Source organism: Citrobacter sp. Cpo071 (assembly GCF_030332765.1).
GTDB lineage: Bacteria > Pseudomonadota > Gammaproteobacteria > Enterobacterales > Enterobacteriaceae > Citrobacter > Citrobacter portucalensis.
Genome location: NZ_JAOWHE010000079.1, coordinates 218,128 through 240,564, shown reverse-complemented (window position 1 = coordinate 240,564; position 22,437 = coordinate 218,128). Strand labels below are relative to the sequence as shown.

Below are 22,437 nucleotides of genomic sequence, written 5' to 3'. Positions count from 1 at the left end.
GTTGCCGCGCACTTTATATGGCGCTTGATTTACAACATCTTCTGGTTAACGTTCTGCCAGAAAAATCACTAATTCTTTCGTTGCTCCAGACGGCGTAAGGCGCGTTCACGACGGCTTTCCTCACGGCTTCTGTCCAGCAGGATCTCTTCGATAAACGCCAGGTGACGGTGGGACGCTTCACGCGCCTCTTCCGGCTTCCCGGCAATAATTGCTTCAAAAATACGGGTACGGTGACTGCTAACCAGTGGCAGCATTTCACGACGCGCATACAGCAATTCGAAGTTTTGCCGAACGTTCTGGGCCAGCATCGGCTCCATACACCTTAGCAAATGGAGCAGCACCACATTGTGTGCCGCTTCGGTGACAGCAATTTGATACTGGAGTACCGCATCAGATTCGCCGTCAAGATCGCCGGACTGTTGAGCAAGCTCGATCGCATGGTGAAGTTCACGGATACGCGTTTTGTCTTCATCCGTGCTGCGCAGTGCAGCGTAATAAGCCGCAATACCTTCCAACGCATGGCGCGTTTCAAGCAGGTCAAACTGGGATTCAGGATGGTCGGAGAGCAGCTCTACCAGTGGGTCGCTAAAGCTCTGCCACAGGCTGCTCTGAACAAAAGTGCCACCGCCCTGACGACGAAGCAGTAAGCCCTTCGCTTCAAGGCGTTGGATCGCCTCGCGTAAGGAGGGGCGGGAGACGTCGAACTGTTTTGCCAGCTCGCGTTCCGGTGGGAGTTTTTCTCCGGGGCGAAGTGTCCCCTCAAGAATTAAAAACTCCAGCTGCTGCTCAATCACATCGGAGAGTTTTGGTTGGCGGATTTTGCTGTAGGCCATGATTTCCTGTCTTAAGCCATTTGCCCGGAGTCAATTGGTCTTACCAATTTCATGTTCTTGACGCTAAAGTAACAAAGTATTCACCTTCTGTCCATACAGGTTTTGATTGAAATCAGTAAAGGAGGCATATTTTAACAACATTACAGAAATAACGTTTCAAACATGTAACTATGCACAAATGTTAAATTTACCCACCTCGTGGTAGTTTTAACGGAATTGAAACGAAAAATTATCTCATCTGAACCGATTCACCTGCTTATTTATCGACATATCAACCACTATTAATGAATAGAAATTCAAAATGGAAATTTTGTGGTAGATAAACTCGCATTTACAAATGGTTTCTTTTTATTCAACTCGTCATCTTCCCCGCATAAAGCAGGTGCATTCGCGCTCACATATCATTATTCTGATCAAGACAAAAGTATTAAGGCAACATTTTATCAAAAGCATCTGTAAACAAATTAATACAACAAACGGAATTGCAAACTTACACACGCATTGCTGCGTAGTTCAAAAAATAAGTACTCGAAATATGAAGAGTAAAACCACACACGAGGTTTCATGATGGAAAGTCAACAGCATGGCGATCAGCTCAAGCGCGGCCTTAAGAACCGCCATATACAGCTAATCGCGCTGGGTGGCGCGATTGGTACCGGGTTATTCCTCGGTAGCGCATCCGTTATCCAGTCTGCAGGACCGGGTATTATTCTGGGTTACGCTATTGCCGGCTTTATCGCCTTTTTGATTATGCGTCAGTTAGGTGAAATGGTGGTTGAAGAGCCCGTTGCAGGCTCATTTAGTCACTTTGCTTATAAATACTGGGGCGGTTTCGCGGGGTTCTCTTCCGGCTGGAACTATTGGGTGCTGTACGTGCTGGTTGCCATGGCAGAGCTAACTGCCGTGGGTAAATACATCCAGTTCTGGTACCCGGAGATCCCAACATGGGTGTCTGCGGCTGCCTTCTTTGTGCTGATCAACGCCATCAACCTGACCAACGTGAAAGTGTTTGGTGAGATGGAGTTCTGGTTCGCCATTATTAAAGTCATTGCCGTCGTAGCGATGATCCTGTTCGGCGGCTGGTTACTGTTTAGCGGTAACGGCGGCCCGCAGGCCAGCGTCAGCAACCTGTGGGACCAGGGAGGCTTCCTGCCGCATGGCTTCACCGGTCTGGTGATGATGATGGCTATTATTATGTTCTCTTTCGGTGGGCTGGAGCTGGTCGGGATCACCGCAGCAGAAGCGGATAACCCGGAGCAAAGCATTCCCAAAGCGACCAACCAGGTTATCTACCGTATCCTGATTTTCTATGTGGGTTCGCTGGCGGTTCTGCTTTCCCTGATGCCGTGGACACGTGTCACGGCGGATACCAGCCCGTTTGTCCTTATTTTCCACGAACTGGGCGACACCTTTGTTGCTAATGCCCTGAACATCGTAGTGCTGACTGCCGCCCTTTCTGTCTATAACAGCTGCGTATACTGCAACAGCCGTATGCTGTTCGGTCTGGCACAGCAGGGCAATGCGCCGAAAGCGCTGATGAACGTCGACAAACGCGGTGTACCGGTGAACACCATTCTGGTTTCCGCACTGGTGACGGCTCTGTGTGTGCTGATCAACTACCTGGCACCGGAATCCGCCTTTGGCCTGCTGATGGCGCTGGTGGTTTCCGCACTGGTGATCAACTGGGCAATGATTAGCCTGGCACACATGAAGTTCCGCAAAGCCAAACAGCAGCAGGGTGTTACCACCCGCTTCCCGGCGCTGCTCTATCCGCTGGGTAACTGGGTGTGCCTGATTTTCATGGCTGCAGTACTGGTGATTATGCTGATGACGCCGGGTATGGCGATCTCGGTGTACTTAATCCCTGTATGGATTGCCATTCTTGGCATCGGCTACCTGTGTAAACAAAAAACGGCCGGCGCGGTTAAAGCGCATTAATCCCCCCCTCCCCCCACCTGCGTCAGGTGGGGGTTGTTACCTGCCTCACACTTTCCCACTCACGACTGTTTAGTCCATATCAGCGGCGTTATCCTGCAACGCAAAAACACCGGTGCCGGACAATAATTCTCTCCATATCTCATTAATGGAGTGCAGTTGATGGAAACCAGTAAGCTCACGGTGAAAGAAAAGATCGGCTATGGAATGGGCGACGCCGGATGCAACATCATCTTTGGCGCCATCATGTTGTTTGTTAACTATTTTTACACAGACATTTTTGGTCTGGCACCTGCACTGGTCGGCGTATTACTGCTCTCAGTACGCGTTATCGACGCCGTTACCGACCCTATAATGGGCGCGATGGCCGACCGCACCCGTAGTAAATATGGTCGATTTCGTCCATGGCTTTTATGGATGGCTTTCCCGTACGCGTTATTCAGCGTACTGATGTTTACCACTCCAGAGTGGACCTATAACAGCAAAGTTATCTATGCGTTCGTTACCTACTTCCTGCTATCTATTACTTATACAGCGATCAACATTCCCTACTGCTCGCTCGGCAGCGTCATCACCAACGATCCGAAGGAACGCGTCGCCTGCCAGTCATATCGCTTTGTGTTGGTAGGCATTGCAACCCTGCTGCTGTCCCTCACCTTGCTGCCAATGGCCGACTGGTTCGGCGGGGAAGACAAAGCCAAAGGGTATCAGATGGCGATGGCGGTTCTGGCTTTCATCGGCATGTGTATGTTCCTGTTTTGCTTCGCTACGGTCCGTGAACGCGTGCGCCCTGCTGTCCAGACCAATGACGATTTAAAAGCCGATCTGAAAGACGTGTGGAAGAACGATCAGTGGGTAAAAATTCTGCTGTTAACACTGTGCAACGTCTGTCCGGGCTTTATTCGCATGGCTGCCACCATGTACTACGTGACATGGGTTATGCAGCAAAGCACGCAGTTCGCAACGCTGTTTATCAGTCTTGGTGTGGTCGGCATGATGATCGGCAGTATGTTGGCGAAGGTATTAACCGATCGCTGGTGCAAACTGAAAGTCTTCTTCTGGACCAATATTATCCTGGCGATTTTCTCTGCCGCGTTTTACTTCTTCGATCCGAAAGCCACCATGATGATTATGGTGCTCTACTTCCTGCTCAACATCCTGCACCAAATTCCTTCTCCGCTGCACTGGTCGCTGATGGCGGATGTCGATGACTATGGCGAGTGGAAAACCGGTAAACGCATCACCGGAATCAGCTTCTCCGGTAACCTGTTCTTCCTGAAACTGGGCCTGGCGATTGCCGGAGCGATGGTCGGCTTCCTGCTCTCCTGGTACGGTTACGACGCTGGGGCGAAAGCGCAAAGCGACTCTGCCATTAACGGTATTATGCTGCTGTTTACCATCATACCGGGCGTAGGCTACCTGATTACCGCAGGCGTGGTTCGTCTGCTTAAAGTTGACCGCGAGTTTATGCAGCAAATCCAGACAGATTTAGAAAAGCGCCGCGCCAACTACCGTGAACTGAATGAATACCACGATATAAAAACGACTGAAACCGTAAGGAAAGCCTAATGAATCAGTGGCCAAATCCCTTTATTGAACAGCGTGCCGATCCGTTTATCTTACGTGACGGTAGCCACTATTATTTCATTGCGTCAGTACCCGAATATGACCGACTGGAGATACGCCGGGCCGACTCGCTGGAGGGGTTGCGCACCGCCGCCCCGGTTGTCGTCTGGCGCAAACCAGAAAGCGGCCCCATGAGCCAACTCATCTGGGCACCCGAAATCCATCATCTGGCAGGCAAGTGGTACATCTATTTTGCTGCCACCCACACACAGTCGCTCGACAAGCTGGGGATGTTCCAGCATCGCATGTTTGCGCTCGAATGTGCCGACGCCGATCCGTTGACCGGGCAGTGGACGGAGAAAGGTCAGATTAAAACGCAGTTTGATACCTTTGCGCTTGATGCCACCACCTTTAACCATCAGGGAAAACAGTGGTACCTCTGGGCGCAGAAGTCGCCCGATATCGCCGGAAACTCCAATATCTATCTCGCTGAGCTGGAAAATCCATGGACGATTAAAGGCGAGCCGGTCATGCTAAGTCATCCTGAGTATGACTGGGAATGCCGGGGTTTTTGGGTCAATGAAGGTCCTGCCGTCATGGTTCATGGCGATAAGCTGTTTATCAGCTATTCCGCCAGCGCCACCGATGAGAACTACTGTATGGGATTATTGTGGATTGACCTCAACGCCGATCCGCTCAAACCGCAGAACTGGCACAAATCACCGCGCCCGGTCTTTACCACCAGTTATGAAAACCACCAGTTTGGGCCAGGACACAACAGCTTTACACAAACGCCGGAAGGTGAAGATGTGCTGGTGTATCACGCGAGAAACTACACCGAAATCGAGGGCGATCCGCTGTACGACCCAAACCGCCACACTCGTCTGAAGCTCGTGCGTTGGGACGAAAACGGCATGCCAGATTTTGGCATCCCGCCTGCTGATACGAACTAAACCGCTGCACTGCCCGGTGGCGCTAATGCTTACCGGGCCTACACGTTTTTTCATTGTAGGCCGGATAAGCATTAGCGCCATCCGGCACAACGCTATACTAATGCCCCATAAATGGTGAGCACCGCAATAACCACCACCACCACAAACGAGGTTTTCTTCGCCAGCGAAACGGCGGCTTTTGGCGTTTCGACTTTATCGGTGTGCGGTTCACGCGCCAGCGAGAACTGCGCCAGACGCGTAAGCACCTGATATTGCGACGTGTGCAGATCCGCAAGCGAGGCAAGCCAGGCCGGCAGCGCCTTCTCGCCATGTCCCAACAGCGCATAGACCACGCCCGCCAGACGCACCGGGATCCAATCCAGCACATGCAGGATCGCATCAATACCTGATTGCAGACGCTGGTGCGGTGTCTGATAGCGCGCCAGCCAGGACTGCCAGGCACGTAAAAAAGCATAACCAACCAGCGTCACAGGTCCCCATGGACCACCGACAATCAGCCAAAATAACGGCGCCAGATAAAAGCGGAAGTTGTTCCATAACAACGCGTTCTGCAGTTCGCGCAAGAATTCACGCTCATCGCAGTCCGGCGGAACCCCATGGATAAGCGTCAGCTCGCTGGCCATAGCATCACGGGCGTGAGCATCATCGCGAGCAGCCGCGTTCAGGTAAGCGTGATAGTGAAGGCGCGCCTTGCCAGCACCGATGCACAGCAAGCCAATTAAGATCCACGCCACCAGCAACGGAACATTAAACAACAGCCCATGAAGTGCGCGCAGTAGCAGAAACGTCACTCCCATCGCAATCAGAGTCATGCCTACCGTACGCATCATCGAAAAATGCTTAATCCGGCGGAAAAAAGCTTCAATCCGGTGATCAAGCTGCCAGTGCTCACCCAGCTTAAACAGGCGTTCAACAATCAACACCAATAATGTTGTAAACAGCGTCATGTCATCTCCTTGTGCGACGAGGGGGTGACCAGGGCGCGGAACCTTGCCCAGTCAAAGGACGACCCGGGATCGGTCTTACGCTCGGGCGCAATATTGCAATGTCCTGTCATGTTGTTAGCAATGGCCGGATAACGCGTAATCAGAGTATTCGTCACGGCAGCCAGTTGCTGATACTGCGCATCGGTATAGGCCAGTGTATCCGTCCCTTCCAACTCAATACCAATTGAAAAATCATTACAGCGCTCTCGCCCTTGATAGCTCGACACACCCGCATGCCAGGCGCGTTTATCAAAAGGCACATATTGCACGATTTCACCGTCACGGCGAATCAAACAATGGGCCGAAACACGCAGATGGGCGATCCCGGCAAAATAAGGATGGGCGTTGGGATCAATCGTGCCCGTAAACAGCGCGTCTATCCACGGGCCGCCAAACTCGCCGGGCGGCAGGCTGATATTATGCACCACCAGCAGAGAAGGGTTTTCGTCATCCGGGCGGCAATCGTAATGCGGAGAGGGAACGCGTCGCGCCTCTGCCAGCCAGCCCTCGTCTAACAACATGCAGAATCTCCTTATTGGTGGTGCTCATATCAGGTTCAGGGTAGCATGTTTCCACCTTATGATTCGTTAGCAATTTGGAGTTTTATCATGCCGCCTCGCCGCTATAACCCTGACTACCGACGTGACGCGCTGTTGGAACGCATAAATCTGGATATCCCTGCCGCTGTAGCTCAGGCGCTGCGTGAAGATTTAGGCGGAGAAGTTGATGCCAATAACGATATCACCGCACAGCTTTTACCCGAAGACATGCGCTCCCATGCCACCGTAATCACCCGCGAAGATGGCGTTTTTTGTGGAAAACGTTGGGTGGAAGAGGTCTTTATTCAGCTGGCTGGCGATGATGTCAACATCACCTGGCATGTCGAAGATGGCGACAGCATAAAGGCCAATCAGCCGCTGTTTGAACTGGACGGCCCTTCCCGCGTTTTACTGACCGGTGAACGTACTGCGCTGAATTTTGTGCAGACGCTTTCAGGTGTAGCGAGTGAAGTGCGTAAATACGTCGACCTGTTAGCTGGAACCAAGACCCAACTGCTGGATACGCGCAAAACCCTGCCGGGACTGCGTACCGCGCTAAAATACGCCGTATTGTGCGGCGGCGGCGCGAATCATCGTTTGGGGCTGTCCGACGCCTTCCTGATTAAAGAAAACCACATTATTGCTTCCGGCTCGGTACGTCAGGCCGTCGAAAAAGCCTTCTGGTTGCACCCGGATGTGCCGGTTGAAGTCGAAGTAGAAAGCCTGGATGAACTGGACGACGCGCTGAAAGCCGGGGCCGATATCATCATGCTCGATAACTTCGAAACTGACCAAATGCGCGAAGCGGTAAAACGCACCAACGGCCAGGCGCGTCTGGAAGTGTCGGGCAACGTCACCCATGAAACGCTGCGCGAATTTGCCGAAACCGGTGTGGACTTTATCTCCGTTGGCGCGCTGACCAAACATGTTCGCGCACTCGATCTCTCCATGCGATTTCGCTAATTGCTGATTGTATTGCCCGATGACGCTTCGCTTATCGGGCCTACTACACAGGTTTATTCCGTAAGCCGAATACGGCATTTACACCACCACCCGGCAGTTTCTTCGAGTCTCTTCGCAAATACATTGTCTGACTCTGTAATTTCGTAAAAATCCTCTGAACCCGCTTTCCCGTTTTGTTTTTTGTCTCTCGCCGTCCTCCCGTCGGTTTGCCAAAGTAGCGCCAGCAAACTCAAGGAGCGAACGATGAACAAGCAACGAGGCTTTACGCTTATCGAACTCATGGTGGTGATTGGCATTATTGCCATCCTTAGCGCCATCGGCATTCCGGCATATCAAAACTATCTGCGCAAAGCCGCGCTGACGGACATGCTGCAAACCTTTGTCCCCTATCGCACGGCGGTTGAGCTCTGTGCACTGGAGCATGGCGGAACAAATACCTGCGATGCCGGAACGAATGGTATTCCCTCTCCAACAACTACCCGTTACGTCTCAGCCATGAGCGTTGAAAAGGGAGTTGTCAGTCTTAGTGGGCAGGAAAGCCTGAACGGGCTAAGCATCACCATGACGCCAGGTTGGGACAATGCCAACGGCATTACCGGCTGGAACCGAAACTGCGTCATCCAGAACGACAGCGCATTGCAGCAGGCCTGTGAAGACGTTTTCCGCTTCGATACCCACTAAGGAACAGAGATGAATACCACCCAACTTACGGCACTATGCCAACGTTATCAGGCAATATTACTGGATGCAGACAATGAAGTGGTGCATATCGCCGTCGTAGACGCCCCATCACACGAGCTGCTGGATGCGCTGCATTTTGCCACCACCCGACGCATCGACATTGTCTGCTGGACACGTCAGCAAATGGAAGGCCACACGCATACACCGCAGAAAATGCTCCCGGCAGTGGTCACGAAAAGCAGCGCCAGCGCAGCAGACTTGCTGAATCAGACGTTTCATTCCGCTCTGACGCAACGGGCTTCTGATATTCATTTTGAACCCGAAGAAAATCACTATCGAATCAGATTACGCGTAGATGGCGTGCTTCACGCTTTACCGGAAGTCACGACCGAGATGGGCATTGCCATCACCGCAAGGTTAAAAGTATTAGGCAGCCTGGATATCGCCGAGCATCGGCTTCCACAAGACGGACAATTTACCGTTGAGATTTCAGGAGAGCCGGTCTCGTTTCGCATCGCCACCCTGCCCTGTCGCTACGGCGAAAAAGTCGTGTTACGGCTACTTCATCAGGTCGATCAGTCACTGGAGATCGCGGCGCTGGGAATGCAAGACGCGCAGCTGGCCGCATTTTCGCAAGCCTTGCAGCAGCCTCAGGGGCTGATTCTGGTTACCGGGCCTACCGGAAGCGGCAAAACGGTCACGCTGTACAGTGCGCTGCAAACCCGAAACACCCCGGATGTGAATCTTTGTAGCGTGGAAGATCCAGTAGAGATCCCGATCGCAGGTCTCAACCAGACGCAAATTCACCCACGCGCCGGCCTGACTTTTCAGGGAGTCTTACGTGCTCTGCTGCGCCAGGATCCCGACATTATCATGGTGGGTGAAATCCGCGATGGCGAAACGGCCGAAATAGCCCTTAAAGCCGCACAAACAGGTCATCTGGTTCTTTCTACGCTGCATACCAATTCCACCGGTGAAACGCTGGTGCGCCTGCAACAAATGGGTGTCGCACGCTGGATGATCGCCTCCGCGCTGACGCTCGTTATTGCACAGCGGTTGGTCAGAAAGTTGTGCCCCCATTGCCGACAACGTCAGAGTACGCCTATCACGCTCCCGAAATCTGTCTGGCCTACACCACTACCGAATTGGCAGGCCCCTGGCTGCAAACATTGTTATCACGGATTTTATGGCCGTACGGCATTGTTTGAAGTCCTCCCGGTTACTCCGGCATTACGTCAGAGTATTGCCAGTGGCACATCCGTAGACGAAGTGGAATCTGATGCTCAGCAATCAGGAATGAGAACGCTTTTCGAGAATGGCTGTCAGGCCGTCGAGCAAGGGTTAACGACATTTGTAGAGCTGATTCGTGTACTGGGCATGCCTCATGTCCGCTAAACAGCTTTGGCGCTGGCAAGGCATTAACAACGAAGGTAAATCTCTGGAAGGAACGCTATGGGCCGATACCCGACCGTCATTGATGCTGACTCTTGAGGAACAACAGATTACGCCGCTGCGCATTAAACGTATGCGTGTCAAAATCTCGCACTGGAGCCGTACAAGAAGTGCCGAAACCATACACCAGTTGGCGACATTGCTAAAGGCAGGGTTAACGCTCTCAACAGGGCTAGCTCTGCTTGCTGAACAGCATCCCAGCAGTCAATGGCAGGCGCTACTGCGTACGCTGGCTTACGATATGGAACAGGGCATAACCCTCTCCGCCTCGTTATCACAATGGCAACACGTTTTTCCGCCCCTTTACCAGGCAATGATCCGTACCGGAGAACTTACGGGTAAGCTGGACGACTGCTGTTTTGAACTCGCCTACCAGCAAAAGAAACAACAGCAACTTGCTGATAAAGTTAAAAAATCCCTGCGCTATCCGATCATCATCATAACAATGGCGGTGATGGTCGTATTTGCGATGCTGCAGTTTGTACTCCCTGAGTTTGCCGCTATCTACCAGACGTTCAACACCCCGCTACCGGCGCTCACTCAGTGGATTATTACCATCGCACACTGTAGCAGCCAATGGGGATGGCTGGCGGTAGCGCTTGGCCTGGTAGCAGTTGCCACACATCATTTGATAAAGCAGAAACCGTACTGGCTCATTCTGCGCCAGAAATTGCTGCTCAGCCTCCCGGTCATAGGGCCGATGGTGAGAGGGCAAAAACTCACGCAGATATTCACTGTTCTGGCGTTAACGCAAAATGCGGGCATTCCCTTTTTGCAGGGTCTTGAGAGCGTTACCGAAACGCTGGCTAACCCTTTCTGGTCGCAACGTTTAGCACTGGTTCAGCAGGACATTAGCTCTGGAAAACCGATCTGGTTAGCGCTTAAAAATAGCGGTGAATTCAGCCCATTGTGTATACAGCTGGTCAGAACGGGTGAAGCTTCCGGCTCGCTGGATGCAATGCTGCGCAATCTTGCTCATCACCATGGCGAGAAAACCCTGGCTCAGGCTGAGAATTTGGCTGCATTACTTGAGCCTGCGTTGCTGGTCATTACGGGGCTTATCATCGGTACGCTGGTCGTCGCGATGTATTTACCGATTTTCCATCTGGGAGATGCGATGAGCGGGGTGGGATAGATTCAAATGCCGGATGGCGGCGTAACGCCATCAGGCATTTCACAGAACTAGCTGTTCTTACAGGCTATTGAAAACGCGGTTTTCTTGTTCCTGTACACGAATAAACGTTGTACGTTTGGTCAGCTCTTTCAGACGGGATGCGCCCACATAGGTACAAGCAGAACGCAAACCGCCGAGAATATCGCGAGCGGTATTATCAACCGGGCCGCGCAGTGGCAGCTTGACGGTTTTACCTTCTGCAGCGCGGTACTGTGCAACACCACCTACGTGACGCGTCATGGCAGATTCAGAGCTCATACCGTAGAACAGCATGAATTTCTCACCGTTCTCTTCAACAATTTTGCCGCCACTTTCTTCATGACCAGCCAGCATGCCGCCGAGCATCACGAAGTCTGCACCGCCACCGAACGCTTTTGCCACATCACCCGGCATGGTGCAGCCGCCGTCGCTGACAATCATTCCACCCAGACCGTGGGCTGCATCGGCGCATTCAATAACCGCAGAAAGCTGTGGATAGCCAACGCCGGTTTTTACACGCGTGGTACATACAGAACCTGGGCCAATGCCGACTTTGACAATATCAGCACCGGAGAGCACCAGCTCTTCACACATTTCACCGGTGACCACATTGCCCGCACAGATCGTTTTAGTCGGCCATGCTTCACGCGCTTTCGACACGAACTGAACAAAATGCTCTGAGTAGCCATTGGCCACATCAATGCAGATAAAGTTCAACGCGGGGTTGAGCGCCAGAATCTGTTTAGTTTTTTCGAAATCTGCATCAGACGTACCGGTTGAAACCATTACGTGTTTGAGCACATCGGCAGAGCTCTCTGCGATGAAGGCGGCCCAGTCTTCAACAGAATAGTGTTTGTGCACAGCGGTCAGGATGTCGAAGGAAGCCAGTGCCGTTGCCATGGCAAACGTCCCGACAGTGTCCATGTTCGCGGCAATAATAGGTACGCCGGACCAGGTCTGACCTGAATGCTTAAAGGTAAATTGACGTTCCAGCTCAACATCGGAACGGCTTTTGAGAGTAGAACGCTTAGGGCGGATAAGAACGTCTTTGAAACCTAACTTCAGATCTTCTTCGATACGCATGTGCGGATTCCTGGGGTTAATGGCGAAAAATCGAAACTCACAACTCCAGTGACGCTATCATACGCACTAATCAATGCCGCGCAAGACTGCGAAATTCTCTTTTTTTACGCTACAATCCCATAAATTTACCTGGCGAATAGTAGGTTAATCCTGCAGCAGCCTCGCCTTCGCACGCATAACTTTTAACTGTTTGATAATCAAACTTAAACTCCAGGATCGGCATCTATGAGGTATACGGTAGCCTTAACCGGCGGCATTGGCAGTGGTAAAAGCACCGTTGCAAATGCGTTCGCTGACCTCGGAATAAACGTCATTGATGCAGATATTATTGCGCGCCAGGTGGTTGAACCCGGCACACCTGCTCTTAAGGCGATCGAAGAACATTTTGGTTCCGACGTTATAGCCGCAGACGGATCGTTGCAGCGACGCATTTTACGCGAACGCATTTTTTCCAATCCTGAGGAGAAAAGCTGGCTGAATGCTCTGCTTCATCCGCTTATTCAGCAGGAAACCCAGCGTCAGTTTCAGCAAGCAACCTCTCCTTATCTGCTATGGGTTGTCCCTTTGCTGGTGGAAAATTCGCTGTATAAAAAAGCCGACCGCGTACTCGTGGTGGATGTCACCCCCGAAACCCAGCTCAGACGCACCATGCAGCGTGATGACGTCACGCGTGAGCATGTTGAACAAATTCTTGCTGCCCAGGCAACGCGTGAAGCGCGGCTGGCCGTGGCAGACGATGTTATTGATAATAATGGCGCACCGGAAGCCATCGCCTCGGATGTCGCCCGCCTGCACGCGCTCTATTTGCAATGCGCGTCGCAGTTTGTCTCACAGGAAAAACCGTAATGCACACCCAGGTCCTTTTTGAACACCCTCTCAATGAGAAGATGCGTACATGGCTGCGCATTGAGTTTTTAATCCAACAGCTCTCCGTTAATTTGCCCATTGCTGACCATGCCGGCGCTCTGCATTTTTTCCGCAATATCGGAGATTTACTGGATGTATTTGAACGCGGCGAAGTCCGTACCGAACTCCTCAAAGAACTGGAGCGACAGCAGCGTAAACTCCAGGCCTGGGTCGAAGTTCCCGGCGTCGATCAAAGCAGAATAGACTCTTTGCGTCAGCAGCTAAAAAGTGCAGGCAGCATTCTGATTTCTGCCCCGCGTATTGGACAGACGCTGCGCGAAGATCGTCTGATTGGTCTCGTACGTCAGCGTTTAAGTATTCCTGGCGGGTGCTGCAGTTTCGATCTGCCGACCCTGCATATCTGGTTACACCTGGCACAGTCGCATCGTGACGCGCAGGTTGAAACCTGGCTTGCCAGCCTGAATCCGCTCAACCAGGCGCTGTCGCTGGTACTGGATTTAATTCGCAACTCAGCACCGTTTCGTAAGCAAACCAGCCTGAATGGTTTTTATCAGGACAACGGCGAAGATGCAGATCTGCTACGCTTGCAGCTGCCGCTTGATTCGCTGCTTTATCCGCAAATCTCTGGTCATAAGAGCCGTTTTGCCATCCGCTTTATGCCGCTGGATAGCGAGAATGGTCAGGTGCCTGAGCGCCTCGATTTTGAACTGGCGTGCTGTTAAGGAGTCAACATGTCTGAACAAACCATCGTCAACTGCCCAACCTGCGGCAAGCCTGTAGTATGGGCTGAGGTCAGTCCGTTTCGCCCATTCTGCAGCAAGCGCTGCCAGTTAATCGATCTGGGAGAGTGGGCCGCGGAAGAGAAACGCATCCCAAGCTCTGGTGATCTGTCAGAAAGCGACGACTGGAGTGAAGAGCAGAAGTAATTCTGCTAAAACGGTGGGTCGGATAAGGCAATGCCGCATCCGACATTTTATGTTGTTTTGCCTGATGGCGCTGCGCTTATCAGGCCTACGAACTAAAACGTAGGGCGGGCAAGCGTAGCGCCCCCGCCATAATTTGCCGGATGCGGCGTTGCCTTATCCGGCCTACAGCACCATTAGCCAGCTATCAGCTTTTCAATGACCGGTGCATTCGCGGGCGGGAAATCCTGCGCATTCAGAGCATCTTGCGCAATCCACTGCGCCGGTTGCCCCTCTTTTCCCCACGGCTCGCCTTCCCAGCTTTCAACCAGCCAGAACCACAGAGTGATATGCCTGTCCGGAAACTGATACTCCAGCTTTTCGAACAATGAGCTTTGAGTCGGCGTGATCCCCACTTCTTCCTGTAGCTCGCGAATCAGCGCCTGCTCCGGCGTTTCGCCCGCTTCAATTTTCCCGCCGGGGAACTCCAGCTTATTGGCCATGTGAGCATCAGCCGCACGCTGGGTGATAAAAATTTCATGTTGCTGATTACGAATAATCCCGACGGCAATTTGCAGTATTTTCATCTTTATCGTCCATAAAAAAGGCGCAGAATTCTGCGCCTTTTCAGTAAGTTATTTTCTTAGCTCAGACGGCCGTGGCACTGTTTGTATTTTTTGCCAGAGCCGCAAGGACACGGATCGTTACGACCCACTTTACGATCGCCGGTTTGTGCTGCCAGCTCTTCTGCCGCGGCAGAATCGTCGCCTTTATGACTCAACTGCTGCATCTGCGCTAAGCGCTCAGCTTCTTCACGACGCTGCTGCTCCATGGCTTCGACTTCTTCAGGCATACGCACCTGAACTTTGCTCAGGGTGCTGATCACTTCATATTTCAGTGATTCCAGCATTGACGCAAACATAGAGAAGGATTCACGCTTGTATTCCTGCTTCGGATCTTTTTGCGCATAACCACGCAGGTGGATACCCTGACGCAGATAGTCCATCGCAGCAAGGTGCTCTTTCCACAGAGAGTCGAGAGTTTGCAGCATCACGCCTTTTTCGAAGTGACGCATCATCTCCGCGCCCACAACTTCTTCTTTACGCTGATAAACTTCGATGGCGTTTGCCAGGATACGTTCACGCAGCGTTTCTTCGTGCAGCTCAGGCTCTTTATCCAGCCACTCTGAAATCGGCATCTCAAGATCGAAGTCGTTTTTCAGACGTTCCTGCAGACCCGGGATATCCCACATTTCTTCCAGAGACTGCGGCGGAATATAGGCATCAATAGTTGCTTTGAAGACATCTTCACGGATGCTGTTGATGGTTTCGCTAACGTCAGTTACGTCCAGCAGTTCGTTACGCTGGGTGTAGATAGCACGACGCTGATCGTTGGCAACGTCATCATATTCCAGCAGCTGCTTACGAATATCGAAGTTGCGGCTTTCCACTTTACGCTGCGCGTTAGCAATTGCTTTGGTCACCCATGGGTGTTCAATGGCTTCACCTGGCTTCATACCCAGTTTACGCATCATGCCTGACACGCGGTCAGAGGCAAAAATACGCATCAGCGCATCTTCCATCGACAGATAGAAACGGGAAGAGCCCGCATCACCCTGACGACCCGAACGACCACGCAGCTGGTTATCGATACGGCGAGATTCGTGACGCTCGGTACCGATAATATGCAAGCCACCGGCAGCTAATACCGCGTCATGGCGAACCTGCCAATCGGCTTTAATCTGCGCGATTTGTTCCGGAGTTGGGTTTTCCAGCTCGGCAACTTCCGCCTGCCAGCTACCGCCCAGCACGATATCGGTACCACGACCGGCCATGTTCGTCGCGATAGTCACGGCTGACGGGTAACCCGCCTGGGCGACGATTGCAGCTTCGTTGGCGTGGAACTTGGCGTTCAGAACATTGTGTTTGATACCCGCTTTGCTCAGCTCGTTAGACACTACTTCCGATTTTTCAATGGAGATAGTACCTACCAGTACCGGCTGGCCATTTGCGGTACGCTCTTTAATATCTTCAATGATTGCCTGAATTTTTTCCGCTTCGGTCATGTACACCAGATCCGGTAAATCCTTACGGATCATCGGACGGTTGGTCGGCACAACCACGGTATCCAGTTTGTAGATGGAGCTAAATTCAAACGCTTCAGTGTCGGCTGTACCGGTCATACCGGCCAGTTTTTCGTACAAACGGAAGTAGTTCTGGAAGGTAATAGATGCCAGCGTCTGGTTCTCGTTCTGGATCTCTACGCCTTCTTTAGCTTCAACAGCCTGGTGCAGACCATCGGACCAGCGACGCCCCTGCATGGTACGACCGGTGTGTTCATCGACGATGATAACTTCGCCGTCTTTCACGATGTAGTCTACGTCGCGGGTAAACAGCACGTGCGCACGCAGTGCGGCAGTCACGTGGTGCATCAGCATAATGTTGCCTGGAGAGTACAGTGACTCGCCCTCGTCCATAATGCCTTCGTTAACCAGCAGCTCTTCAATCAGTACCAGACCACGTTCGGTCAGGTTAACCTGGCGCGCTTTCTCATCAACTGAGAAGTGGCCTTCGCCCTGGAACGTGTCGGAATCTTCCTTCTCCTGACGGATCAGGTGCGGGATGATTTTATTCACTTTTTTGTACATTTCCGAGCTGTCTTCAGCCGGGCCGGAAATGATCAGCGGCGTACGCGCTTCATCGATCAGGATGGAGTCGACTTCATCGACCAGCGCATAGTGCAGTTTACGTTGAACACGCTCTTCCGGACTAAACGCCATGTTGTCACGCAGGTAGTCAAAGCCGTATTCGTTGTTGGTACCGTAAGTAATATCGGCGTTGTAGGCTTCACGCTTGGCTGGTGCAGGCAGGCCAGACATGTTGATACCAACGGTCATGCCGAGGAATTCAAACAGCGGGCGGTTATTTTCGGCATCACGCTGAGCCAGATAGTCGTTCACGGTAACCACGTGTACGCCCTTCCCGCTTAATGCGTTCAGGTAGGCTGGCAGCGTCGCGGTAAGGGTTTTACCTTCACCAGTACGCATTTCCGCGATGCAGCGATCGTTCAGGACCATACCGCCCAGCAGCTGAACGTCGAAGTGACGCATACCGAACACGCGTTTACTCGCTTCACGCACTACTGCGAACGCTTCCGGGATCAGGCTCTCAACGCTGGCACCTTTTTCCAGACGGGCGCGGAATTCAGCGGTCTTCGCTTTCAGTTCATCATCGGAGAGTTTTTCCATCTCCGGTTCCATCGCGTTGATGACATTGACCACTTTACGCATACGACGCAGCGTACGCTCGTTACGGCTACCGAATACTTTCGTTAATAATTTAATTAGCATAATAAAATCTCAAACGCCCCGCGGTGCGGAGTCAAAAATTATAAGTTGGAAGGTTCTTTTTTAGCTGAGGCGTTGAGGACCAGCGCGGATACCCTGCAGCTGGCTGATCCAGACCGGAACGCTAAACGCGGCCTGAGAGGTAAAGTGTGCGTATGTCACGCGACTTACTGTCGCGGGCGGAGTGCCTTCCTGCGTCAGCATCGCGCTGAGCGTATTCAGTAACGCAAGATGGTGCGCCTGGATTGGCAATGGCTCTTCGGCAACGGGCAACGCCTGAGGCGCCATGGCAAAAGAAAGATGGCGGATAACCGTACGAATGGCATGTTGATGCCAGTAATCGACGGTAAAATTTGGGCGGCGATTAGTCGCTTCCAGCAAAGCAAGCTGGCTAAAGTTAACTTTAGCACCTTGATCGTGATTGCTGGCGGTCGCCTTCGCGGGGGTATTAGGTTCAGCAGCATTACCGAGCGCGGGCAGGCCAAAACTAGCCGCGACCATCCCCAACAGGAGATGCGGCCAGAAGTACCGTCTGCCTAACTGTCGCCAGCGCGTCAGTATTCCACTCACGTTATTGCCACCTGATATACCCTGCGTTTGGGGTTACAAATGCAAAACCATTTTTTGCGCACAAATCTTACCATTAATGCGTTCGCACCACAGCAGTAATGACAGCAAGTCGCGGGTAAATATGCTTAAGAAAGCAGCGATCGAACGGTATTTTAATCTACCTGTGGGGAAAAAGTCGCTTCAGATAAGGTGGTTTGCACTCGGAAGATAAAAAAACGACTGGCTCACCTGGCCGGAGAGAGTGCCAGATTGACCAGTCGAATTTATGCGACAACGTATGTCGTTATGCCAGTACGGTCGAAGGTGCTTTGAACGCCAACGGCAGTTCTGCATCGTCCTGGAAGGTCACATATTCCCAGGCTTCCTGTTTTGCCAGGACCGCCTGCAACAGTTTGTTATTCAATGCATGACCGGATTTATACGCGGTAAATGCACCAATAATGTTGTGACCACACATGAACAAGTCACCGATCGCGTCGAGCATTTTGTGACGAACGAATTCATCTTCAAAACGCAGGCCGTCTTCGTTCAATACGCGATAATCGTCAACAACGATGGCACAATCGAAGCTGCCGCCCAGGCACAGGCCGCGGGACTGCAGATATTCGATATCACGCATGAAGCCGAAAGTACGCGCACGGCTGATCTGACGCATGAACGCATCCGCAGAGAAGTTCATCGCGTAGCGCTGCGTGCTGGAGTCGATCGCCGGATGGTTAAAGTCGATGGTGAAATCCAACGTAAAACCATTATACGGCTTAAACTCAGCCCACTTATCGCCATCTTCGACACGAACGGTCTCTTTGATGCGAACAAATTTTTTGGCGCTGCTCAGTTCTTCAATACCTGCATCAAGCAGCAGATAAACGAACGGAGCGGCACTGCCATCCATGATCGGGATTTCCGGTGCGTTAACTTCAATAACGATGTTATCGATACCTAAACCCGCCAGAGCAGCATTAAGGTGCTCTACGGTTGAAATCCGTACATCATGCTCATTGACCAGACACGTACAGAGCATGGTATCACGCACAGATTTGGCATCGGCCGGGAAATCTACCGGAGGATTCAAGTCGGTGCGACGATAGATGACCCCGGTGTTGGCCGGCGCAGGGCGTAATGTCAGGGTGACTTTTTTGCCGGTATGCAAACCGACGCCAGTCGCCTGAACGATACGTTTAAGAGTCCTTTGTTTGATCATCGTATAATCTCGCCAAATTACCTATCCAACCGAAGTGTACTATACATTCGGTGGGCCAGTTTAGCACAAAGAGCCACAATTCCCAAATTCCAGCTAATTCTTAATCAGCTTGCTTACGCAGGAATGCTGGGATATCCAGATAATCCGGCTCTTTGGTGGTTTGCGGCGTATTGTCGTTAACCACTTTCGCTACCGGTTTCTGCTCTTGCGTCAACGGCGCCATGCCGTGCTGCTGGTAACGATCCATTACCGGCTGCTGTACCTGCTTGTTGGTCACCAGAGTGATTTCAGGACGTTTGTCCATACCAATTCCAGTTGCAACAACGGTCACGCGCAGTTCGTCGTTCATATCCGGGTCCAGGGAGGTACCGATAACCACGGTCGCATTATCCGATGCAAAGGCACGAATCGTGTTACCGACGGTTTCGAACTCATCCAGACGCAGGTCGAAGCCCGCAGTAATGTTGACCAGCACGCCGCGCGCGCCAGACAGATCGATGTCTTCCAGCAGCGGAGAAGAGATAGCCATTTCAGCCGCTTCTTCTGCACGGTCTTCACCGCTTGCCACGCCTGAACCCATCATCGCGTAGCCCATTTCGGACATCACGGTGCGCACGTCTGCAAAGTCGACGTTCATCAGGCCCGGACGAGTAATCAGTTCAGCGATACCCTGGACTGCGCCTTTCAGCACGTCGTTCGCTGCGCCAAACGCATCCAGCAGGGAGATACCGCGACCCAGCACTTTCAGCAGCTTGTCATTCGGAATAGTGATCAGAGAGTCCACATGTTTGGACAGCTCGGTGATACCCTGCTCCGCGAATGCCATACGCTTCTTACCTTCAAAGTTGAAAGGCTTAGTCACGACAGCAACGGTCAGAATACCTAAATCTTTTGCTACTTCAGCAACCACTGGCGCTGCACCGGTACCGGTACCGCCGCCCATGCCAGCTGCGATAAACACCATGTCTGCGCCGTCAAGCGCTGCACGCAGAGCTTCACGATCTTCGTCTGCCGCATTACGGCCTACTTCCGGGTTTGCACCCGCGCCCAGACCTTTGGTGATGCCGCTACCAATCTGAATGGTCTGTCCAACCGCCGTTTTACGCAACGCCTGAGCGTCGGTATTTACCGCGAAGAATTCAACACCTTCGATGCGCTCGCGCACCATGTGTTCAACGGCATTACCGCCGCCGCCGCCGACGCCGATGACTTTAATCACCGCGTCATTGGTAAGTTCCATAGGTTCAAACATAGTTTCTCTCTCCGTTGTGCCTGTCGCCTGAGACCGTTAATGTGCGTTGGTCTCTTTAAAAATTAAAACTCTTTTCGCAGCCAGCTATTGAGTCGTTTGATCCACGAGCCAACTGATGCCGTAACGCGTTTTTCAACTTCAGCCTCACCACTCAAATGGGATTCTTTCCCGTAGTGAAGCAGCCCCACTGCCGTTGAATAATACGGCTCCTGGGCATAATCCGTCAGACCAGTGATATTCAGCGGTGCGCCAATACGTACTTGCGTATGGAACACGCGCTGTGCGCAGGCCGCAAGACCTTCAATTTGCGCAGCGCCACCGGTTAACACAATCCCCGCCGCCAGATGATGTTTCACACCCTGCTGGCGAAGCTGTTCTTGTAATTGCAAAATTTCTTCGTTGACCAGGTTGAGCAGCTCGGTATAACGCGGCTCAATGACCTCTGCCAGGGTCTGACGTTGCAGGCTACGCGGTGGACGACCACCTACGCTTGGCACTTCAACGCTTTCGTCTTTACCCACGATGGAGCCCAGCGCGCAACCATGGCGCACTTTGATGGCTTCAGCATCGCTTGGCGGCGTACCAAAGGCATACGCGATATCGCTGGTCACTACATTCCCTGCATAAGGGATAACTTTAGTGTGGCGCAACGCCCCGCCAGTATAAACGGCGATGTCCATTGTACCACCACCAATATCCACCACGCAGACACCCAGCTCACGTTCATCTTCCGTCAACACGGAATAACTGGCTGCCAACCCGGCAAAAATCAGTTGGTCAACTTTCAGACCACAACGTTCAACGGCTTTGACAATGTTCTTTGCCATGTCGTTGTGGCAGGTAATAAGATGGACTTTTGCCTGCATACGCACGCCGGAAAGACCGACCGGATTTTTAATGCCTTCCTGGTAGTCGATGGCGTATTCCTGCGGAATAACGTGCAGAACACGATGTTCATCGCGAACGCGTACGGATTTTGCCGTATGTACCACGTTTTCCACATCTTCCTGCGTCACTTCCTCTTCGGAAATGGGCACCATACCAATTTCATTTTGACAGCTAATATGTTTACCGGAAAGTGCCAGATACACCGAGGAAATCTGGCAATCTGCCATCAGTTCAGCCTGGTCAATGGCGCGCTGTACGCACTTCACCACTGACTCAAGGTCATTCACCCCGCCTTTATCCATACCTCGCGATGGACAACTGCCCACGCCAATGATATTGACCATACCGTCGGGCAGAACTTCCCCTACTAAAGCGGCTACCTTCGCGGTGCCAATCTCCAGTCCAACTACCAGTTTTCTGTCCGTCGCCTTGATCATTGTTGTTCTGCCTGTGCCTGATTCTGTTGCTGATTAGATTCCTCAGGAGGCAAGGGAACCCAGCCTACTGCCGCTCCTGAGTCATAACGCAAATCAACGTAGCTAATCCGTTTGCCATCGGTTTGCGCCTGCTGCTGTAAAACCGGGTAGAGTTCCACAAAGCGAGCCAAACGTTTTATCGTATCGCCCCTGCCCAGATTCAGCTTAATATCGTTATTCAGCGTCAACTGCCAGGAACGACGAGCGGTCATCGCCGCTTCCTTCAGGGTGAATCTATCCTTAGCCAGCACCTGCCCCATATCGCGGAACCCTTGCAACACTTCACTTGCGCTGCCTTCCGGTCCATACAACATGGGTAATACCTGCTTATTGGCCCGACCGGTTGGAACACTGAACGTATTTCCTTCAGCATCCACCATATGTTGGTCATTCCAACGCGCAATGGGCACATATTCAACCAGATGAATCTTCAATTCATCGGGCCATTGCTTTCTGACGCTCGCCTGTTTAATCCAGGGGAGGCGTTCAATTTGACTCTGGATGATGTTCACATCCTGAGTCATAAAGGTTCCCGGAGCGCCCAGTGCCAAAATGGACTGACGAATATCGTCATTGCGCGTGTAATGCCGTTCGCCGGTTAACACCAGTTTCGATAAAGGCAAACGTTGCGCATCTTCCATCCATCCCAACACTACCCAGCCGCTGACAAACACGGTGCACAGCACTGTCAGCAGGAACAATATTCCTGCAAGACGCGTTCCATTATTGCGGCGTGAGGAGTTTACTTCTTCTTCATCACCGTTTCGCGTGTTCAGCGCAGCCTGCGACAT

At 52.1% G+C, this 22,437-nt stretch carries 21 protein-coding genes; 10 read left to right on the top strand and 11 right to left on the bottom strand.

The annotated features are described in order from the left end of the window. Positions 1-68: 68 nt before the first annotated feature. Positions 69-833: a pyruvate dehydrogenase complex transcriptional repressor PdhR gene (gene pdhR, locus OGY09_RS11605; protein WP_003018699.1), complete on the bottom strand. Its 765-nt coding sequence runs from the start codon at positions 831-833 to the stop codon at positions 69-71. A gap of 564 nt (positions 834-1,397) precedes the next feature. Here pdhR and aroP point away from each other — a divergent pair. From aroP to OGY09_RS11590, 3 genes are all read left to right on the top strand, one after another. After that, positions 1,398-2,771: an aromatic amino acid transporter AroP gene (gene aroP / locus OGY09_RS11600; protein WP_008786209.1), complete on the top strand. Its 1,374-nt coding sequence runs from the start codon at positions 1,398-1,400 to the stop codon at positions 2,769-2,771. 159 nt (positions 2,772-2,930) lie between these two features. Then, positions 2,931-4,337, top strand: a complete 1,407-nt coding sequence (locus OGY09_RS11595) for a glycoside-pentoside-hexuronide (GPH):cation symporter (RefSeq protein WP_003829494.1) — start codon at positions 2,931-2,933, stop codon at positions 4,335-4,337. Beyond that, positions 4,337-5,287 (top strand): glycoside hydrolase family 43 protein, encoded by a 951-nt coding sequence (locus tag OGY09_RS11590; protein WP_032942373.1) that lies wholly within the window; start codon positions 4,337-4,339, stop codon positions 5,285-5,287. Before OGY09_RS11595 ends, OGY09_RS11590 begins: the two co-directional genes overlap by 1 nt. Before the next feature lie 92 nt (positions 5,288-5,379). Here OGY09_RS11590 and ampE read toward each other — a convergent pair whose 3' ends face one another. Continuing rightward, positions 5,380-6,234 carry a beta-lactamase regulator AmpE gene (gene ampE, locus OGY09_RS11585; RefSeq protein WP_032942372.1) on the bottom strand — a complete coding sequence of 285 codons (855 nt, stop codon included), beginning with the start codon at positions 6,232-6,234 and terminating at the stop codon, positions 5,380-5,382. Further along, complete coding sequence (gene ampD, locus OGY09_RS11580; protein WP_032942371.1) at positions 6,231-6,794, bottom strand: 1,6-anhydro-N-acetylmuramyl-L-alanine amidase AmpD; 564 nt, start codon at positions 6,792-6,794, stop codon at positions 6,231-6,233. Before ampD ends, ampE begins: the two co-directional genes overlap by 4 nt. A gap of 87 nt (positions 6,795-6,881) precedes the next feature. On the opposite strand from ampD, the gene nadC reads away from it, so the two are divergent. From nadC to hofC, 4 genes are all read left to right on the top strand, one after another. Then, positions 6,882-7,775: a carboxylating nicotinate-nucleotide diphosphorylase gene (gene nadC / locus OGY09_RS11575; protein ID WP_003837454.1), complete on the top strand. Its 894-nt coding sequence runs from the start codon at positions 6,882-6,884 to the stop codon at positions 7,773-7,775. A gap of 243 nt (positions 7,776-8,018) precedes the next feature. Next, on the top strand, positions 8,019-8,456 hold the full coding sequence (ppdD, locus tag OGY09_RS11570; RefSeq protein ID WP_032942370.1) for a prepilin peptidase-dependent pilin: 438 nt from the start codon (positions 8,019-8,021) through the stop codon (positions 8,454-8,456). Positions 8,457-8,465: 9 nt separating this feature from the next. Beyond that, the gene (gene gspE / locus OGY09_RS11565; protein WP_032942369.1) at positions 8,466-9,851 is read left to right on the top strand and encodes a type II secretion system protein GspE; all 1,386 of its coding nucleotides are present in this window, start codon (positions 8,466-8,468) and stop codon (positions 9,849-9,851) included. Further along, a complete protein-coding gene (gene hofC / locus OGY09_RS11560; protein ID WP_032942368.1) occupies positions 9,841-11,043 on the top strand; it encodes a protein transport protein HofC in 1,203 nt (400 codons plus the stop codon). The genes gspE and hofC overlap by 11 nt, the downstream gene beginning before the upstream one ends. 57 nt (positions 11,044-11,100) lie before the next feature. Here hofC and OGY09_RS11555 read toward each other — a convergent pair whose 3' ends face one another. Next, positions 11,101-12,144 (bottom strand): GMP reductase, encoded by a 1,044-nt coding sequence (locus OGY09_RS11555; RefSeq protein ID WP_003829510.1) that lies wholly within the window; start codon positions 12,142-12,144, stop codon positions 11,101-11,103. Between the two features lie 225 nt (positions 12,145-12,369). Here OGY09_RS11555 and coaE point away from each other — a divergent pair, with 225 nt between their 5' ends. From coaE to yacG, 3 genes are read left to right on the top strand one after another with little or no spacing between them, the layout of a single operon-like run. Then, on the top strand, positions 12,370-12,990 hold the full coding sequence (gene coaE, locus OGY09_RS11550; RefSeq protein WP_003829511.1) for a dephospho-CoA kinase: 621 nt from the start codon (positions 12,370-12,372) through the stop codon (positions 12,988-12,990). Then, the gene (zapD, locus tag OGY09_RS11545; RefSeq protein ID WP_003829513.1) at positions 12,990-13,733 is read left to right on the top strand and encodes a cell division protein ZapD; all 744 of its coding nucleotides are present in this window, start codon (positions 12,990-12,992) and stop codon (positions 13,731-13,733) included. Before coaE ends, zapD begins: the two co-directional genes overlap by 1 nt. Positions 13,734-13,742: 9 nt before the next feature. Further along, the gene (gene yacG / locus OGY09_RS11540) at positions 13,743-13,937 is read left to right on the top strand and encodes a DNA gyrase inhibitor YacG (RefSeq protein ID WP_003018740.1); all 195 of its coding nucleotides are present in this window, start codon (positions 13,743-13,745) and stop codon (positions 13,935-13,937) included. 173 nt (positions 13,938-14,110) lie between these two features. On the opposite strand, the gene mutT is transcribed toward yacG, so the two are convergent. The 7 genes from mutT to ftsQ form a co-directional block, all read right to left on the bottom strand. Beyond that, complete coding sequence (gene mutT / locus OGY09_RS11535) at positions 14,111-14,500, bottom strand: 8-oxo-dGTP diphosphatase MutT (RefSeq protein WP_008786200.1); 390 nt, start codon at positions 14,498-14,500, stop codon at positions 14,111-14,113. Positions 14,501-14,556: 56 nt separating this feature from the next. After that, positions 14,557-17,262: a preprotein translocase subunit SecA gene (gene secA / locus OGY09_RS11530; RefSeq protein ID WP_008786199.1), complete on the bottom strand. Its 2,706-nt coding sequence runs from the start codon at positions 17,260-17,262 to the stop codon at positions 14,557-14,559. 60 nt (positions 17,263-17,322) lie between these two features. Then, the gene (secM, locus tag OGY09_RS11525; protein ID WP_003829520.1) at positions 17,323-17,829 is read right to left on the bottom strand and encodes a secA translation cis-regulator SecM; all 507 of its coding nucleotides are present in this window, start codon (positions 17,827-17,829) and stop codon (positions 17,323-17,325) included. 283 nt (positions 17,830-18,112) lie between these two features. Further along, the gene (gene lpxC / locus OGY09_RS11520) at positions 18,113-19,030 is read right to left on the bottom strand and encodes a UDP-3-O-acyl-N-acetylglucosamine deacetylase (protein ID WP_006686706.1); all 918 of its coding nucleotides are present in this window, start codon (positions 19,028-19,030) and stop codon (positions 18,113-18,115) included. Positions 19,031-19,130: 100 nt separating this feature from the next. Further along, positions 19,131-20,282 (bottom strand): cell division protein FtsZ, encoded by a 1,152-nt coding sequence (ftsZ, locus tag OGY09_RS11515; RefSeq protein WP_003018753.1) that lies wholly within the window; start codon positions 20,280-20,282, stop codon positions 19,131-19,133. A gap of 62 nt (positions 20,283-20,344) precedes the next feature. After that, positions 20,345-21,607 carry a cell division protein FtsA gene (gene ftsA / locus OGY09_RS11510; protein WP_003018755.1) on the bottom strand — a complete coding sequence of 421 codons (1,263 nt, stop codon included), beginning with the start codon at positions 21,605-21,607 and terminating at the stop codon, positions 20,345-20,347. Continuing rightward, a complete protein-coding gene (gene ftsQ / locus OGY09_RS11505) occupies positions 21,604-22,437 on the bottom strand; it encodes a cell division protein FtsQ (RefSeq protein ID WP_003018758.1) in 834 nt (277 codons plus the stop codon). Before ftsQ ends, ftsA begins: the two co-directional genes overlap by 4 nt.

Bases quoted from the DNA above. Each gene is read 5' to 3' on its own strand.
- pdhR (WP_003018699.1), bottom strand. From the start codon at position 833: ATGGCCTACAGCAAAATCCGCCAACCAAAACTCTCCGATGTGATTGAG.
- aroP (WP_008786209.1), top strand. From the start codon at position 1,398: ATGATGGAAAGTCAACAGCATGGCGATCAGCTCAAGCGCGGCCTTAAG.
- OGY09_RS11595 (WP_003829494.1), top strand. From the start codon at position 2,931: ATGGAAACCAGTAAGCTCACGGTGAAAGAAAAGATCGGCTATGGAATG.
- OGY09_RS11590 (WP_032942373.1), top strand. From the start codon at position 4,337: ATGAATCAGTGGCCAAATCCCTTTATTGAACAGCGTGCCGATCCGTTT.
- ampE (WP_032942372.1), bottom strand. From the start codon at position 6,234: ATGACGCTGTTTACAACATTATTGGTGTTGATTGTTGAACGCCTGTTT.
- ampD (WP_032942371.1), bottom strand. From the start codon at position 6,794: ATGTTGTTAGACGAGGGCTGGCTGGCAGAGGCGCGACGCGTTCCCTCT.
- nadC (WP_003837454.1), top strand. From the start codon at position 6,882: ATGCCGCCTCGCCGCTATAACCCTGACTACCGACGTGACGCGCTGTTG.
- ppdD (WP_032942370.1), top strand. From the start codon at position 8,019: ATGAACAAGCAACGAGGCTTTACGCTTATCGAACTCATGGTGGTGATT.
- gspE (WP_032942369.1), top strand. From the start codon at position 8,466: ATGAATACCACCCAACTTACGGCACTATGCCAACGTTATCAGGCAATA.
- hofC (WP_032942368.1), top strand. From the start codon at position 9,841: ATGTCCGCTAAACAGCTTTGGCGCTGGCAAGGCATTAACAACGAAGGT.
- OGY09_RS11555 (WP_003829510.1), bottom strand. From the start codon at position 12,144: ATGCGTATCGAAGAAGATCTGAAGTTAGGTTTCAAAGACGTTCTTATC.
- coaE (WP_003829511.1), top strand. From the start codon at position 12,370: ATGAGGTATACGGTAGCCTTAACCGGCGGCATTGGCAGTGGTAAAAGC.
- zapD (WP_003829513.1), top strand. From the start codon at position 12,990: ATGCACACCCAGGTCCTTTTTGAACACCCTCTCAATGAGAAGATGCGT.
- yacG (WP_003018740.1), top strand. From the start codon at position 13,743: ATGTCTGAACAAACCATCGTCAACTGCCCAACCTGCGGCAAGCCTGTA.
- mutT (WP_008786200.1), bottom strand. From the start codon at position 14,500: ATGAAAATACTGCAAATTGCCGTCGGGATTATTCGTAATCAGCAACAT.
- secA (WP_008786199.1), bottom strand. From the start codon at position 17,262: ATGCTAATTAAATTATTAACGAAAGTATTCGGTAGCCGTAACGAGCGT.
- lpxC (WP_006686706.1), bottom strand. From the start codon at position 19,030: ATGATCAAACAAAGGACTCTTAAACGTATCGTTCAGGCGACTGGCGTC.
- ftsZ (WP_003018753.1), bottom strand. From the start codon at position 20,282: ATGTTTGAACCTATGGAACTTACCAATGACGCGGTGATTAAAGTCATC.
- ftsA (WP_003018755.1), bottom strand. From the start codon at position 21,607: ATGATCAAGGCGACGGACAGAAAACTGGTAGTTGGACTGGAGATTGGC.
- ftsQ (WP_003018758.1), bottom strand. From the start codon at position 22,437: ATGTCGCAGGCTGCGCTGAACACGCGAAACGGTGATGAAGAAGAAGTA.